General features: G+C 56.5%; 14 protein-coding genes and 1 pseudogene. 4 read left to right on the top strand and 11 right to left on the bottom strand.

Going from position 1 to position 15,081, the window contains the following annotated elements; translation table 11 throughout:
* Positions 1-21: 21 nt before the first annotated feature.
* The 3 genes from A8O29_RS06130 to trmJ all read right to left on the bottom strand — a co-directional run bounded on the left by A8O29_RS06130 (position 22) and on the right by trmJ (position 2,815).
* Entirely contained in the window at positions 22-1,236 is a 1,215-nt protein-coding gene (locus tag A8O29_RS06130; RefSeq protein WP_110508905.1) for an IscS subfamily cysteine desulfurase, read from the bottom strand.
* A gap of 108 nt (positions 1,237-1,344) precedes the next feature.
* The gene (gene iscR / locus A8O29_RS06125; RefSeq protein ID WP_125355244.1) at positions 1,345-1,836 is read right to left on the bottom strand and encodes a Fe-S cluster assembly transcriptional regulator IscR; all 492 of its coding nucleotides are present in this window, start codon (positions 1,834-1,836) and stop codon (positions 1,345-1,347) included.
* 250 nt (positions 1,837-2,086) lie between these two features.
* Positions 2,087-2,815 (bottom strand): tRNA (cytosine(32)/uridine(32)-2'-O)-methyltransferase TrmJ, encoded by a 729-nt coding sequence (trmJ, locus tag A8O29_RS06120; RefSeq protein WP_125355245.1) that lies wholly within the window; start codon positions 2,813-2,815, stop codon positions 2,087-2,089.
* Between the two features lie 119 nt (positions 2,816-2,934).
* Between trmJ and suhB the strand changes: the two genes are divergently transcribed.
* Complete coding sequence (suhB, locus tag A8O29_RS06115; protein ID WP_110508899.1) at positions 2,935-3,741, top strand: inositol-1-monophosphatase; 807 nt, start codon at positions 2,935-2,937, stop codon at positions 3,739-3,741.
* Between the two features lie 85 nt (positions 3,742-3,826).
* Here suhB and A8O29_RS06110 read toward each other — a convergent pair whose 3' ends face one another.
* Positions 3,827-4,807, bottom strand: a complete 981-nt coding sequence (locus A8O29_RS06110) for a nickel/cobalt transporter (RefSeq protein WP_125355246.1) — start codon at positions 4,805-4,807, stop codon at positions 3,827-3,829.
* Positions 4,798-5,436, bottom strand: coding sequence for a DUF1007 family protein (locus A8O29_RS06105; RefSeq protein ID WP_125355247.1), 639 nt, complete (start codon positions 5,434-5,436; stop codon positions 4,798-4,800). Before A8O29_RS06105 ends, A8O29_RS06110 begins: the two co-directional genes overlap by 10 nt.
* Positions 5,437-5,558: 122 nt before the next feature.
* Here A8O29_RS06105 and csiE point away from each other — a divergent pair, with 122 nt between their 5' ends.
* A complete protein-coding gene (csiE, locus tag A8O29_RS06100) occupies positions 5,559-6,842 on the top strand; it encodes a stationary phase inducible protein CsiE (RefSeq protein ID WP_125355248.1) in 1,284 nt (427 codons plus the stop codon).
* On the opposite strand, the gene A8O29_RS06095 is transcribed toward csiE, so the two are convergent.
* Entirely contained in the window at positions 6,818-7,975 is a 1,158-nt protein-coding gene (locus A8O29_RS06095) for a 3-phenylpropionate MFS transporter (protein WP_125355249.1), read from the bottom strand. The two genes, csiE and A8O29_RS06095, sit on opposite strands and share 25 nt — an antisense overlap.
* A gap of 85 nt (positions 7,976-8,060) precedes the next feature.
* Between A8O29_RS06095 and A8O29_RS06090 the strand changes: the two are divergent.
* Positions 8,061-8,162: pseudogene (locus tag A8O29_RS06090) on the top strand (DoxX family protein); the annotation flags it as partial.
* Positions 8,163-8,216: 54 nt separating this feature from the next.
* On the opposite strand, the gene glyA reads toward A8O29_RS06090, so the two are convergent.
* Positions 8,217-9,470, bottom strand: a complete 1,254-nt coding sequence (glyA, locus tag A8O29_RS06085) for a serine hydroxymethyltransferase (RefSeq protein WP_125355250.1) — start codon at positions 9,468-9,470, stop codon at positions 8,217-8,219.
* Between the two features lie 315 nt (positions 9,471-9,785).
* Here glyA and hmpA point away from each other — a divergent pair, with 315 nt between their 5' ends.
* On the top strand, positions 9,786-10,964 hold the full coding sequence (gene hmpA, locus A8O29_RS06080; protein ID WP_125355251.1) for an NO-inducible flavohemoprotein: 1,179 nt from the start codon (positions 9,786-9,788) through the stop codon (positions 10,962-10,964).
* 27 nt (positions 10,965-10,991) lie between these two features.
* On the opposite strand, the gene glnB is transcribed toward hmpA, so the two are convergent.
* The 4 genes from glnB to qseE all read right to left on the bottom strand — a co-directional run bounded on the left by glnB (position 10,992) and on the right by qseE (position 14,878).
* The gene (gene glnB, locus A8O29_RS06075; protein ID WP_002914032.1) at positions 10,992-11,330 is read right to left on the bottom strand and encodes a nitrogen regulatory protein P-II; all 339 of its coding nucleotides are present in this window, start codon (positions 11,328-11,330) and stop codon (positions 10,992-10,994) included.
* Positions 11,331-11,394: 64 nt separating this feature from the next.
* Entirely contained in the window at positions 11,395-12,732 is a 1,338-nt protein-coding gene (gene glrR, locus A8O29_RS06070; RefSeq protein WP_110508879.1) for a two-component system response regulator GlrR, read from the bottom strand.
* The gene (gene qseG, locus A8O29_RS06065; protein ID WP_125355252.1) at positions 12,729-13,445 is read right to left on the bottom strand and encodes a two-component system QseEF-associated lipoprotein QseG; all 717 of its coding nucleotides are present in this window, start codon (positions 13,443-13,445) and stop codon (positions 12,729-12,731) included. Before qseG ends, glrR begins: the two co-directional genes overlap by 4 nt.
* Positions 13,442-14,878, bottom strand: coding sequence for a two component system sensor histidine kinase QseE/GlrK (gene qseE, locus A8O29_RS06060; protein ID WP_168713893.1), 1,437 nt, complete (start codon positions 14,876-14,878; stop codon positions 13,442-13,444). The genes qseG and qseE overlap by 4 nt, the downstream gene beginning before the upstream one ends.
* Positions 14,879-15,081 lie beyond the last annotated feature (203 nt).

The following is a 15,081-nucleotide window of genomic DNA, read 5'->3' as shown; positions in this document are numbered from 1 at the left end:
ATTCTCCTTATGGGGTTCCGATTAGTGATGCGACCATTCGATGCTGTTGATATCCACGCCCTGCTTGAACATATCCCACAGTGGAGAGAGTTCACGCAGACGACCGATGGATTTCTGTACCAGCGCGATGGTGTAGTCGATCTCTTCTTCGGTAGTAAAACGACCTAAAGAGAAACGGATGGAGCTGTGTGCCAGCTCGTCAGTCATGCCCAGCGCACGCAGTACGTAAGACGGCTCAAGGCTCGCAGACGTACAGGCAGAACCGGAAGACACGGCCAGGTCTTTCAGGGCCATGATCAGTGACTCGCCTTCAACGTAGTTAAAGCTGACGTTGAGAATGTTTGGCACGCCCTGCTCGAGGTCACCGTTCAGGTAAACCTCTTCCATGTCTTTTACGCCTTCCCACAGACGGTTACGCAGAGTGCGCAGACGCGCCATCTCGGTTTCCATCTCTTCTTTGGCAATGCGATACGCTTCACCCATGCCCACAATCTGGTGCACAGGCAGAGTACCGGAACGCATACCGCGCTCGTGACCGCCGCCGTGGATCTGCGCTTCGATACGAATACGCGGTTTACGACGCACGTACAGCGCGCCGATGCCTTTCGGGCCGTAGATTTTGTGACCGGAGAAGGACATCAGGTCAACTTTCAGCTGGCTCAGATCGATAGGCAGTTTGCCCACGCTCTGGGTCGCATCAACGTGGTAGATAATACCGCGTGAACGGCACAGTTCGCCGATAGTCGCGATATCCTGCACCACGCCGATTTCGTTATTCACGTGCATGATGGAAACGAGGACGGTGTCATCACGCATCGCCGCTTCGAGTTCTTTCAGGTCAATAATACCGTTGCGCTGCGGGGCGAGGTAAGTCACTTCAAACCCTTCACGCTCCAGCTGACGACAGGTGTCGAGAACCGCTTTATGTTCGGTTTTGCTGGTGATGACGTGCTTGCCTTTTTTCTGGTAGAAGTTGGCCGCACCTTTAATTGCCAGGTTGTCAGATTCGGTCGCACCAGAGGTAAAGACGATTTCGCGTGGGTCAGCGCCCACCAGCTCTGCAATCTGATTACGGGCGATATCGACCGCCTCTTCAGCATGCCAGCCAAAACGGTGTGAACGGGAAGCCGGGTTACCAAAGTTTCCGTCCAGGGTAAGGCACTGCATCATCTTCTCGGCAACACGCGGGTCCACCGGCGTGGTTGCGGAGTAGTCGAGATAAATCGGTAATTTCATTGCTCTTAAACTCCGTACATCACTCAATGCAATGAACCAGGCAACCGGCTGGATGTACGACCGTGTTGACGGGGCTTAGCGCCCCGGCCTGATTCTGAAATTCTATTATTATGCGCGCAGTTTGACGTCGATTGAGTCTTGACCGCGGGTACTACGATGGGACTCTTGCGTGTGCTGACGGTCAGAGACGTCCAGCACTTCCTGGTTATTCACCAGCTCACCCAGGGTGATGTTATTCAGGAAACCGGTCAGGCGATCGCTCAGATCGCGCCACAGCGCGTGGGTCAGGCATTTATCGCCGCCCTGGCAGCCGCCTTTACCCTGACAACGGGTCGCGTCTACGGATTCATCGACTGCGCTGATCACTTCGCCAACGGCGATGCTACCGGCTTCTTTACCCAGAAGATAACCGCCGCCCGGGCCACGTACGCTGGACACCAGTCCATTTTTACGCAGGCGGGAGAACAGCTGTTCCAGGTAGGAAAGTGAAATTCCCTGACGTTCAGAAATATCGGCCAACGGAACCGGGCCCGATTCGGAGTTGAGCGCAACGTCCAGCATCGCGGTCACGGCATAACGCCCTTTAGATGTCAGTCTCATGTCTTACTTAACCTCAAACTCGCCCCTGCCCGGGGTTGTTATTAAAATGTATGTATTGCATAGCAGGGGGCAAGTCTGACATTCCCGACTAAAACAGTCAACTATTTACCTGACTGTTTTAGTCAAGTATTTAACCTTCCGTGCGCTCTCGGTTTTCAGCCGTATTTTGTCGGGTGCCGCTGCGCTTAACAGGCCTACAAACTCGAACCGTAGGCCGGGTCAGCGCAGCGCCACCGGGCAACGATCACGGCTATTTATTCTTCTGTTCAATCGACGCCAAAATGCCACGCAGGATGTTCAACTCCTGGCTTTCCGGGCGCGCACGGGTAAACAGACGACGCAGTTTGTTCATTACCTGCCCCGGATGGTCGGCGCGGATAAAACCGGTCGACAGCAGGGTTTGTTCGAGATGACCGTAGAAACGTTCCAGATCGTCGACCAGCGGATAAGCCACTTCGTCTTCCGCTGTGACGCTTTCGCCTTTTTCCTGAGCGGCCAGCCACGCCATACGCACTTCGTAGGCAATCACCTGCACCGCCATCGCCAGGTTCAGCGAGCTGTATTCTGGGTTCGCAGCAATCGCGACGTGATAGTGGCACTTTTGCAGTTCATCGTTGGTCAGGCCCACGCGTTCGCGGCCAAATACCAGTGCGACCGGTGCCTCAGCGGCTTCGCCCACGCTTTTCAGCCCACATTCACGCGGGTCGAGCATCGGCCACGGCAGCGTACGGGAACGGGCGCTGGTGCCAACAACCAGGCTACAGCCAGCCAGCGCGTCATCAAGGGTATCGACGATTTGCGCGTTGCCAATTACATCGCTGGCACCGGCAGCCAGAGCGATGGCCTGAGAGTCAGGCTTCACCAGCGGATTGACCAGCCAGAGGTTAGTTAACCCCATGGTTTTCATCGCGCGGGCCACGGAGCCCATGTTGCCAGTGTGGGAAGTTTCTACCAGTACGATTCGAATATTTTGCAGCATTGTCATTCTTCGGCTAAAGATTATTCATCCATATTATCATAAAGCGAAGACAGAAACCGAATTCGCTGCTATGATGTGCGCCGTTTTTCCCGTTCTTTAACATCCAGTGAGAGTGACCGATGCAACATCCTATGTTGACCATCGCCGTGCGCGCAGCGCGCAAGGCGGGTAATGTTATTGCCAAGCACTACGAGACCCCAGATTCCGTAGAAACCAGCCAGAAAGGCAGCAATGACTTCGTGACGAATGTCGATAAAGCCGCAGAAGCGATTATTATCGAAACTATCCGTAAATCTTACCCGCAGCACACTATTATCGCCGAAGAGTCTGGCGAAGTAGCAGGCGAAGATCAGGATGTTCAATGGGTTATCGATCCACTGGATGGCACCACCAACTTCGTAAAACGTCTTCCTCATTTCTCTGTATCCATCGCCGTACGCATCAAAGGCCGTACTGAAGTGGCTGTGGTTTACGATCCAATGCGTAACGAACTGTTCACGGCTACCCGCGGTCAGGGCGCACAGCTGAACGGCTACCGCCTGCGTGGCACTAACGCCCGCGATCTGGACGGCACCATTCTGGCGACCGGCTTCCCGTTCAAAGCGAAGCAGCACGCGCCGGCTTATATGAATATTCTGGGTAAACTGTTCACCGAATGCGCTGACTTCCGCCGCTCCGGTTCCGCTGCACTGGACCTGGCCTATGTGGCTGCGGGCCGCGTTGACGGTTACTTCGAACTGGGCCTGAAGCCGTGGGATTTCGCGGCGGGCGAGCTGATTGCACGTGAAGCCGGTGCGCTGGTCTGTGATTTCACTGGCGGTCATAACTTCATGTCTACCGGTAACATCGTGGCCGGTAACCCACGCGTCGTGAAAGCGATGCTGGCGAGCATGCGTGACGAACTGAGCGAAGCGCTGAAGCGTTAATTCGGTTTGTTAAGCCCGGTGGCGCTCGCGCTTACCGGGCCTACGCGACTCGTAGGCCGGATCAGCGCAGCGCCATCCGGCAATCTCAAAACGGCCTTAATCCCCTGCCCTCCGGCACCGCACTCAGCCACATCACCACCGCCGCGACCACCAAAACCGCGCCCCCCGCAAATGCCAGCGTCGTCCAGCCAATTTGCCGCCACATGACCGGCGCACGATTGCCGCTCAAACGCACCGCCAGCTGACGGAAACTGTGTACCAGCAGCGCCAGGGATGAAATGGTTATCGATGTACCCGCCGCCATCGCCAGCGCAGACGCTACGCCCCAGCTAAATACCCCAATCACCTTACTGAACAGCAGCACCATAATCGCCCCGGAACAGGGCCGCATCCCCATCGACAGCACAATGACCAGCCGCGCGCGCCAGTCGTTGCCGCTCTCCATTTGTTTCGGGTCAGGCAGATGCTGATGCCCGCAGCCACAGTGGGCGTGATGTTCATGATGCGGCGCAAAGGCGGTAAACGTCGGTTTGCGTAAAATCTGACGCAGCTTTTTCAGCGCCCGCCAGCACAACAATAATCCCAGCACGCCGACCAGTGCATAGCTGCCCTTCTCCAGCCAGAAACTGCTGAGATGCAACTGGCGCGCAGGCAACGCCAGCAGCGTCAGCACCACAACCACCAGTGCAATCGCCACCAGCCCTTGCAATAAAGACGCCATTAGCGTCAGACCAATGCTCGATTTAAGCTTCGATGGATGCGTTGCAAGCCAGGTGGTGATGACCACTTTTCCGTGGCCCGGCCCGAGCGCGTGCAGTACGCCGTAGATAAAACTGAACGCCAGCAGCGATCCGCCCGCTTGGGTCGGATTTTCTGCCACCGCCTGCAACAGGCCGCTCATCTGCTGATTAAGCTCCCGCTGCCAGATAATGCTTTTCAACAATACCTGCGGCCAGGCGTGCCAAAGCCAGGCCCCGCCCGCCAGGGCCACAATCAGAAACAGCACCAGCGGCCAAAGTTGTAGCCAGGGGCGCGAGCGCCTGGCTACCGGAAAGATTACGGACATGTCAGCGTCACCTGTTGAGCAAACTGTTTACCTAAATCCATGTCCTCGGGCGGCGCATCGGCCTTATCGAGCGATAGCGCATAGGCCGTCAAATCTTCATTAGGTTTCGGTGTGTGCAGGCTGAGCTTGCAGCCTTTTGGCGCATCGGCGGGCAGCGAGACGAAAGCATCTTTGTCGTAGTGCATATCGACAAAATAGGTCGGATCAAAGGTGGAGAACTGGTATGTCTGCCCGGCGAGCGGCTGCGGTGTGGCGAGTGGTAGCGTAAACGTCAGAACCGCTTTATGCCCTTCACGGGAAAGCCCGTAAGACGTCGGGCGATTTTCAAATTTCACCTTCTGCTTACCGTGCCAGAACTCGGTGAAATAGTGCTGCCCAAGAACATTGGCCATCACTTCCGCCGCCAGCCGTTTCCAGACCTCATCCCCCGGCTTAGCGTTACCCGCGTCATAGAGCAAATCGGCGGAGGTGAGTTCATCCATCGTCCAACGCATATTAATGGCGGTCAACTGCCCGCCGCTTGCCACCAGCTGGCTTTGCATGCTGATAAAACTGTGCGGGTGCGCTGACACCTGCCACGATAAAAGCGCGCCAAAAGCCAGAACCATGCCCGGTTTCACTCTCGTCATTGCATCCTCAGTGAAAAATACTGTGACCGACCCCAGCAATCCTTGCGCAAAGGCGTCCCGTCTGGCTTTCACGCCGTCATCCTTTAGCTATTCTTATCAAAAACCTTTCTGGAACCTGACAGATGATGACCGTGCTTGAACCGCCATCTGTGCTTTCCAGTCCACAGCGCCGCTGCCAGATCCTGCTGATGCTGTATCTGCCAGGGCAGTCCGTGACGCCGGAGGCGATACGCCGGGTGAACAACGTTGATGACGCTGTCGCCCGCCAGGATATCGCCGAAATATGTCACGTCATCCAGCGCTATCACCGACTCAACATCGTGACGCTTGCAGACGGCAGCTACCGGATTGAAGGCACCACACTTGACCAGCGCTTATGCCTGATCCACTGGCTGCGCCGTGCCCTGCGGCTGTGCCCAGGGTTTATTCACGGGCAGTTTACCCCATCGCTCAAAACGCAGCTTAAACAATCGGGTATCTCGCGGATCCTGTATGACGATACCAACCTTCGGGCGCTGGTCAATCGCTGCGGGCAAAATCTGCAGCGCCAGTTCGACAGCCGCGATGCCGCCTTTCTCAGCCTGTATCTGAAATATTGCCTGCTGCAACAGCAGCCGCAGCAGTCCCCGGTGTTTAACGACGGGCAGCGCAAATGGGCGCAGGCCAGCGCTGAGTATCAGGTGGCGGCGGAAATTGCCCGCCACTGGCAGCGCCGGACCCTGAAGAATGCCCATCCTGATGAGCACCTGTTTCTCGCCATGCTGTTTATGATGCTGAAAGTGCCGGACCCGAAACGTGACCATCACACTCAGGAAGTTCGGCTCTATCGCAGTATTAACCAGCTGATTGACCGCTTCCAGCAGCTTTCCGGGCGACAGTTCAGCGACCGTCGCGGGCTGCGCGACCAGCTGTATGTGCATCTGGCGCAGGCGATTAACCGCTGCCTGTACGGCGTCGGGATTGATAACAGCCTGCCGGAAGAGGTGCAGCGCCTTTATCCGCGCCTGATGCGCACCACTCAACAGGCGCTGACCGAGTTTGAAGCGCACTACGCGTTGCGTATTTCTGATGAGGAGATGGGCCTGATTGCGGTGATTTTTGGGGCGTGGCTGATGCAGGAAAGTGACCTGCAAGAAAAACAGGTGGTGCTGCTGACCGGAGACAACCCGCAGCTTGAACAGGAAATCGAGCAGCAGCTGCGCGAACTGACGTTGCTGCCGCTGAACATCAAATACCAGACGCTGCACGCTTTCGAGAAAGATGGCGCCCCGAAAGGCGTGGCGCTGATCGTCACACCCTATACGCTCGCCCTGCCGCTGTTTTCCCCGCCGCTGATACACGCTGGAGAGCCGCTCAGCGAGCGGCAGCGGCAGCATATTTGTCAGATGCTGGAAGCACCAGGCTGAGCGGTCACTTTCGGTCGGATAAACATCGCGGGGATCGCCAGCAGCGCCATCACCCAGAACACGCCCTGGTGCAGATGCTGATACAGGAATCCGGCGAAGACGGTCATGATGGCGATACTGCCGCCCATCGCGACGGCGGAATAGACCGCCTGCAGACGAATCACTTCGCTACCCTGACGGGCGGAAATGTAGCGCATCGCGGCCAGATGACAAACGGTGAAGGTGCCACAGTGCAGGATTTGCGCAACGATGAGCCACGGCAATTCCGTCGTCCAGCCCATGATGCCCCAGCGGATCAACCCGCAGAATGCCGAAAGCAGCAGTAAATCCCTTGCGCCGAAACGGCGGAACACTTTCTTGCTGACCGCGAAAAGCACCACTTCCGCCACAACGCCCAGTGACCACAAATAGCCCACTGCCGAGGCGGAATACCCCGCCCCCTGCCAGTAAATGGCGCTGAAGCCGTAATACGCCGCATGCGCACCCTGTAACAGACACACGCAGGCCAGAAAACGCCAGCTTTGCGACACCAGAGATCGCCACGCGGGCCAGCCTGCGCTTTCCTCATGATGCCGGATTTCACCCTGCGGCTGAATCGACGGGGTGATCATCATGCCTATCAGCATGGAGGCAATGCCGATACTGAGCAGCGCCAGGATCGCGTGATAGTCGAACAAGCTCACTAGTTTGCCGGTCAACGCCGAGCCAATCACGAAGGCAATCGATCCCCACAGACGCACGCGACCGTAGTCCATGGTTATCTGCTTTTGCCAGGTGTTGGCCAGCGCATCCGTCAGCGGAACCAGCGGCGAGAAGAACAGGTTGAAGCCCACCATCATCGCCATCAGCCACGCCACTTTGGTGCCCGCCCAGAAGGCGAGCACGAACAACAGCGACAGCAACGCCAGAATGCGTAACGCGCGGATTAACCGTGACGGGTCGCTGACCCGAGGCGCAATCAGCAGGCTGCCGAGGAAGCGCGCCACCAGACCCGCACCGAGCAGCAAGCCGATGGTTTCCGGCGTCAGGCCCGTTCCAGCCAGCCATACGCTCCAGAAAGGTAAGAAAATGCCGTAGCTAAAAAAGTAGGTAAAATAACTGAGCGCCAGCCAGCGCGTGGAATGCAAGACCATGATTCCCTCCCTAATGGTGGCGCTAGTCTGGCGGCAAACGCAACGGCTGGCAAGTGGCCTTAACAAGCTTCTAACATTTTTAGCACTGCCGAACATGATTAACTTTTATAAGAACATCAGTATCGCCGGTGGATTTTTATTGCTGGCGATAGTTGGCCCCGCTGCGATATCGATTGACCGACACTGAATCTTCCCCATTAAAAAAGGCCGCATCAGCGGCCTTTGTTGTTACTGCGATAACTTACGCGTAAACCGGGAAACGGGCGCAGATATCCAGCACTTTACCTTTAATGCATTCGATGACGGCTTCATCATTGATGTTGTCCAGCACGTCACACATCCAGCCAGCCAGCTCTTTCACTTCAGCTTCTTTGAAGCCGCGGCGAGTCACAGCCGGAGAACCGATACGGATACCGGAGGTCACAAACGGGCTCTTCGGATCGTTTGGTACGCTGTTTTTGTTGACGGTGATGTTAGCGCGACCCAGTGCGGCATCGGCTTCTTTACCGGTCAGGTTTTTATCCACCAGATCCAGCAGGAACAGGTGGTTCTCAGTGCCGCCAGATACCACTTTGTAACCGCGGTTCAGGAACACTTCTACCATCGCTTTGGCATTTTTCGCCACTTGCTGCTGGTAGACTTTGAACTCTGGCTCCATCGCTTCTTTCAGCGCAACGGCTTTCGCAGCGATAACGTGCATCAACGGGCCGCCCTGCGCGCTTGGGAATACGGCAGAGTTCAATTTCTTGTACAGGTCTTCGTCACCGCCTTTCGCCAGGATCAGGCCGCCGCGCGGACCCGCCAGGGTTTTGTGGGTGGTGGTGGTCACAACGTGCGCGTGGGGAACCGGGTTCGGGTACACGCCTGCAGCAATCAGACCGGCAACGTGTGCCATGTCGACGAACAAGTATGCGCCGATGCTGTCAGCGATTTCACGCATTTTTGCCCAGTCAACCACACCGGAGTAAGCAGAGAAGCCGCCGATGATCATCTTCGGTTTGTGGGTCTGCGCCTGCTTCGCCATGTCTTCGTAGTCAATTTTACCGGACTCATCAATGCCGTAAGGGATGATGTTGTACAGTTTGCCGGAGAAGTTGACCGGGGAACCGTGAGTCAGGTGACCCCCTTGCGCCAGGTTCATACCCAGAACGGTATCGCCCGGTTGCAGCAGCGCAGTGTACACCGCGAAGTTCGCCTGAGAACCAGAGTGCGGCTGCACGTTGGCGTAGTCTGCGCCAAACAGCTCTTTGGCACGATCGATAGCCAGCTGCTCAACGATATCAACATATTCACAGCCGCCGTAATAGCGTTTGCCTGGGTAACCTTCAGCGTACTTGTTGGTTAACTGAGAACCCTGCGCCTGCATCACGCGCGGGCTGGTGTAGTTTTCGGAGGCGATCAGTTCGATGTGCTCTTCCTGACGTACTTTTTCCTGCTCCATAGCCTGCCACAGTTCGGCATCATAATCGGCAATGTTCATTTCACGCTTTAACATCCGCATCTCCTGACTCAGCTAACAGTAGTTTTACCGCTAAAAAAGGGGGCCCTTTTGGGCAACGGGCAACAGTATAACTGATAAGTTCTGCGATAACAGGTCTTGACAAATGATTTTACGCAAACGATTACCTCACCGCCACGCAAGGGTTTGAGCGATAAAGACTCGCGCAATTTAAGCTGATTTCTTTTCAGGTTTGTGATGCACGTTTTTCACCTTTCAAAGAACCATTTACATCATAGGGTCATTCTTATAAGATGCATTTGAAATACATCATTAAGAAACATGACGAAGAAACCGCATAAGGATATAGCCATGCTTGACGCACAAACCATCGCGACGGTGAAAGCCACCATTCCCCTGCTGGTCGAAACGGGCCCTAAACTCACCGCACATTTTTACGATCGCATGTTTGCTCATAACCCGGAGTTGAAAGAGATCTTCAACATGAGCAACCAGCGCAACGGCGACCAACGTGAAGCGCTGTTCAACGCCATCGCCGCCTACGCCAGCAATATTGAAAACCTGGCCGCCCTGCTGCCCGCGGTGGAAAAAATTGCCCAGAAGCACACCAGCTTCCAGATCCAGCCAGAACAGTACGCCATTGTTGGCGGCCATCTGCTGGCGACGCTTGATGAGTTATTCAGCCCGGGCCAGGAAGTGCTGGACGCGTGGGGCAAAGCCTACGGCGTGCTGGCTGACGTGTTCATTAAACGCGAAGGCGAAATTTATCAGCAAAGTGCTGCGAAAATCGGTGGATGGGAAGGCACGCGCGCATTCCAGATAGTCAGCAAAACGCCGCAAAGCGCCCTGATTACCACGTTTGAGTTTGCCCCGCAGGACGGCGGCGACGTGGCGGACTATCAGCCGGGCCAATATCTCGGCGTGTGGCTGAAGCCGGAAGGTTTTGCTCATCAGGAAATCCGTCAGTATTCACTGACCCGCAGCCCGAACGCCAAAAACTACCGCATTGCGGTGAAGCGCGAAAACGGCGGTCAGGTCTCCGAATGGCTGCATGACCAAGCCCGGGTGGGCGATACCGTTTATCTTGCCGCGCCTGCCGGTGACTTCTTTATGTCCGTGGATGCCACCGCCCCGGTCACGCTGATTTCCGCCGGTGTCGGCCAGACGCCAATGCTGGCGATGCTCGATACGCTGGCTAACCGCGCGCATCCGGCGCAGGTGAACTGGTTCCACGCGGCAGAAAACGGCGCGGTCCACGCGTTTGCCAAAGAAGTTCAAGCCCTGGGCGCAACCCTGCCACGCTTCGCCTCGCACGTCTGGTACAACGCGCCTGAAAGTCATGACGAGTACGACAGCGACGGGCTGATGGATTTACGCCAACATGAAGGTCTGCTCAGCGACCCGGCGACCCAGTTTTATCTCTGCGGTCCGGTCGGTTTTATGCAGTTTGCCGCACAGCAGTTAGTGGCGCTGGGCGTGGAGCCGGGCAACATCCATTATGAATGCTTCGGCCCACATAAGGTGCTGTAACGCGTCTCGGGGAGAGACGCGCAAAAATCAGATTGCCGCGTCGTCTTCTTCGCCGGTACGGATACGAATCACGCGTGCGACGTCGAAGACGAAAATCTTGCCGTCGCCAATTTTGCCGGTCTGCGCCGTGCGGATAATGGTATCCACGCAGGTATCGACGATATCGTCAGTCACCACAATTTCAATTTTCACTTTCGGCAGAAAATCGACCATGTATTCCGCGCCACGGTACAGCTCGGTGTGACCTTTCTGACGACCAAAGCCTTTCACTTCCGTTACCGTCATCCCGGTGATACCGACTTCCGCCAGCGCTTCACGCACATCATCGAGTTTGAAGGGTTTAATAATCGCATCAATCTTTTTCATGGTTTCCTGTCTTATCCGCGTAACCGGTTGCTTACCCTATCATAACGTCGTAGCGGGTAGCGGGCTACTCTTTAAAATCGTTGGCGTCGAGTTCGTGGCGCGAGAGTAATTTGTAGAATTCGGTACGGTTGCGCCCCGCCATTCTCGCGGCGTGCGTCACATTACCTTTGGTGATTTGCAGCAGCTTGCGCAGGTAGTTGAGCTCAAACTGATTACGAGCTTCGACAAACGTCGGCAGCGCGGTGTTTTCCCCTTCCAGCGCCTGATCCACCAGCGCATCGCCAATCACCGGCGACGACGTGAGCGCCACGCACTGCTCAATAACGTTCACCAACTGACGCACGTTGCCCGGCCAGTTGGCGGTCATCAGTCGTTTCATCGCATCGGTCGAGAATGCCCGCACGAACGGCTTATGGCGGTCGGCAGACTGGCGTAGCAGATGATTGGCCAGCAGCGGGATATCTTCGGTACGCTCGGCCAGAGACGGAATTTTCAGGCTGACAACGTTGAGACGATAGTACAAATCTTCGCGGAATTCGCCGCGCGCCATCGCCTTCGGTAAATCGCGGTGGGTGGCGGAAACGATCCGCACATTAATGTCGATATCGCGGTTGCTGCCCAGCGGACGAATCTTACGCTCTTGCAGCACGCGCAGCAGTTTGACCTGCAGCGGCGAGGGCATGTCGCCTATCTCATCGAGGAACAGCGTGCCGCCCTCCGCGGCCTGGAACAGGCCTTCGCGATTGCTGACGGCCCCGGTAAACGCCCCGCGCGCGTGACCGAACAGCTCAGACTCCAGCAGCTGTTCAGGCAGTGCGCCACAGTTTATGGCGATGAACGGATACTTTCCGCGCGGGCTGGCATTATGAATGGCCTGGGCGAAAATCTCTTTCCCGGTGCCGCTCTGCCCGTTAATCAGCACGCTGACGTCGGACTGCGCCACCATTCGCGCCTGCTCCAGCAAACGCAGCATCACCGGGCTTCGGGTCACAATCGATTCACGCCACTGATCGTCCGTTGAGGCGGCGGTATGCACCAGCGCTTCATCGATGGCCTTATACAACGCGTCTTTGTCCACCGGCTTGGTCAGGAAGCTGAACACACCCTTTTGCGTGGCGGTGACGGCGTCAGGAATCGATCCGTGGGCGGTCAGGATGATCACCGGCTTCCCTGGCTGCACTTTCTGGATCTCAGCGAACAGCTGCAGCCCGTCCATTTCATCCATACGCAGATCGCTTATCACCAGATCGACGTTCTCACGCGCCAGCACGCGCAGCCCTTCCTGTCCGCTTTCGGCGGTTACCACCGAGAAGCCTTCGCTGGTCAAACGCATGCCGAGCAGCTTGAGCAAGCCGGGATCGTCATCGACCAGTAAAAGGTGTGCGGGCTTGCGTCCTGTCATGGTTTTTCCTCTCCTGCCGGGGCGTCTTTTACCGCGGGTGACGGGTCAGCCGCATGCCCTGGATCCGGGGTAAAGTTGCTGCTCGCCGGTTTACGGCTGGAAAGCTGACGTTCGATATCGGTCAGATTCTCCAGTTTGCGCGTGGTTAAATCGAGCTGGCTGCGAAGGTGCTGCTGCTGTTGACGCAGGATATCGAGCTCGGCATCGGACGACTGTTGCAGTTTGCTGTAGCGCGAACGCTCGTCGGACAGCTGAAGCTGCGAGGCCTGGCCATCGCGCCAGATTTGATACAGCGGACGCACCTGGGATGGAAACTGCGGGCTAAAGCTGTCGAGGCGGCTGACCGCATCCCGGCGCTCGAGCGGGCTAATTTTGGCGCTGGCGAGCAATATGCCGCGGCGGAACGCGTCCTGCCAGCTGTCGTCGGTATGCAAACGGGCTTCGCTGCGCGCCATTTCAGGCGACAGGCGCTCGGCGCAATCCATCCCACGCAGCCAGTAAAGCGGGTTTTTCTCAGTGGCATCACCGTGCAGCGACCAGACATCCATGCAGTCGGTGGAGAGGAAATCCGCCACCTGTTGCTGAGGCAGCTTGTCTTCATCGCTGGCATTCGTTGCATGCGGAGAAGGGGTACACCCGGCCAGCAGTAAACATGACGCTCCGGCCAGGAACGAAAGAAAAATAGGGGACATTTTCACCAGACATTGCTTCATTTAATAGGTTTATCCGTGTCTGAAAGGGAGAGCTTAATGCGGAAGCAAACGTTGCCTTCTGGGGCATCAACCAGCTGCAGAGAACCTCGCATCCGGCGAATACAATCCTGGGCAATACTCAGTCCCAAACCGCTTCCCTTCACAGCCCCTTTGCGTTGATGGCTACCCTGATAAAAAGGCTCAAAAATCATGGTCTGTTCCGCATCCGGGATCGGCGTCCCGCTGTTCATCACCTCAAGGAAAATCATGTTTCCCTGCTGGCGACTGCGCAGATAAATGGTACCGGATTCACTGCCGTAGTGCACCGCATTGGAGTAGAGATTGTCCAGCGCGCTCAGCAGCAACATCGGCTCGGCCCAGCACTCGTCCGCCTCAAGTTCAACGCGGATATGCATCATTTTAGCTCGTGCCGGCAAACTGTGGGCGGAGACCACCATCTCCATCAGCGGCGCCAACTCGACGTTTTCCATTTCTACCGGGCTGTCGGCCAGTTTGCGGTTGTAATCAAGCAGTTGCTCAATCAGCTTTTGCAGGTTGCGGCTGCTGTCATCGAGAATCGATACCACCTCTTTTTGTTCGGAGGTGAGCGGCCCGACAACTTCATCCGCCAGCAGTTCGGTCCCCTCGCGCATACTGGCGAGCGGGGTTTTTAATTCGTGGGAGAGATGGCGTAAAAACTGATGACGCTGGGACTCAAGCCAGGACAGGCGTTCACTGAGCCAGACAATACGTTGCCCGACAGACTGCAGCTCGCGCGGGCCGGTCAGCATCGCCGAACTGCCGAGCGATTTGCCCTCGCCCAGTCGGTTAATCATTCGCTGAATGTTCTTCACCGGGCCGATAATCATGCGAGTAAACAGCACCATCATGGTCAGGCTGACCAGGAACAGCACCAGCGCCTGCCAGCCAAAGAACTGCCCGCGCTCGGCAATTTCCTGTTGCAGCTGCTGGCCGCGCGAAAACACCACCGTGCGGGTGGCCTGAACCAGGTCGGTATTGGCGGAAGCGAACGCTTCCAGCTGTGCGGCGGCGTTGTCTTCCGGCCCGCTATTTTTGCAGCGCAGTTCGGCCAGATCGTTTAAATCCTGGCGCAGCGTCTGATAGAGCTTGTCGTCCGGCAGAACACCCGCATGGGCATCCAGCATTTCGCTGTAGCGTTTGCGCTGGCCCTGATACACCTTCGCAAGCGTAGCGTCATCCAGCACGCAGTACTGGCGATAGCTACGCTCCATTTCCAGGGCGGCGTTGGTCATTGCTTCGCTGCGACGCGCATCAATCAGCGTCGTGCGGTTGGTCAGGGCAGCCTGCGAACTTAACGCATTCAGACTCTGCCAGGCCTGCCAGGCCAGCACTAAAAGCGGCAGCAGGATCAACAGAAACGACAGCATCACCAGCTGGCGCAGCGAGCGGGGGAAAAGAGACCAGCGTTTCAATGGGTTCGCCCTTAGTTATTAGAGTAAGAGTCTATTCCAGTAGGCGTTATCGTTACAGACAGTTTAGACGCGGACAGCGCGCAGAAACCGGAGCGTACACGTAGTACGTGAGGATTTCGAGCACTGCTCAAGTCCAAAATGGCAAAAAAGATTGCCCTAATGGAATAGGCTCGAAGGCAGGGTAACTGAGGTCAGGGTACAGA

The organism is Scandinavium goeteborgense, assembly GCF_003935895.2.
Classification (GTDB): Bacteria; Pseudomonadota; Gammaproteobacteria; order Enterobacterales; family Enterobacteriaceae; genus Scandinavium; species Scandinavium goeteborgense.
This window is presented reverse-complemented; position numbering and strand designations above follow the sequence as displayed.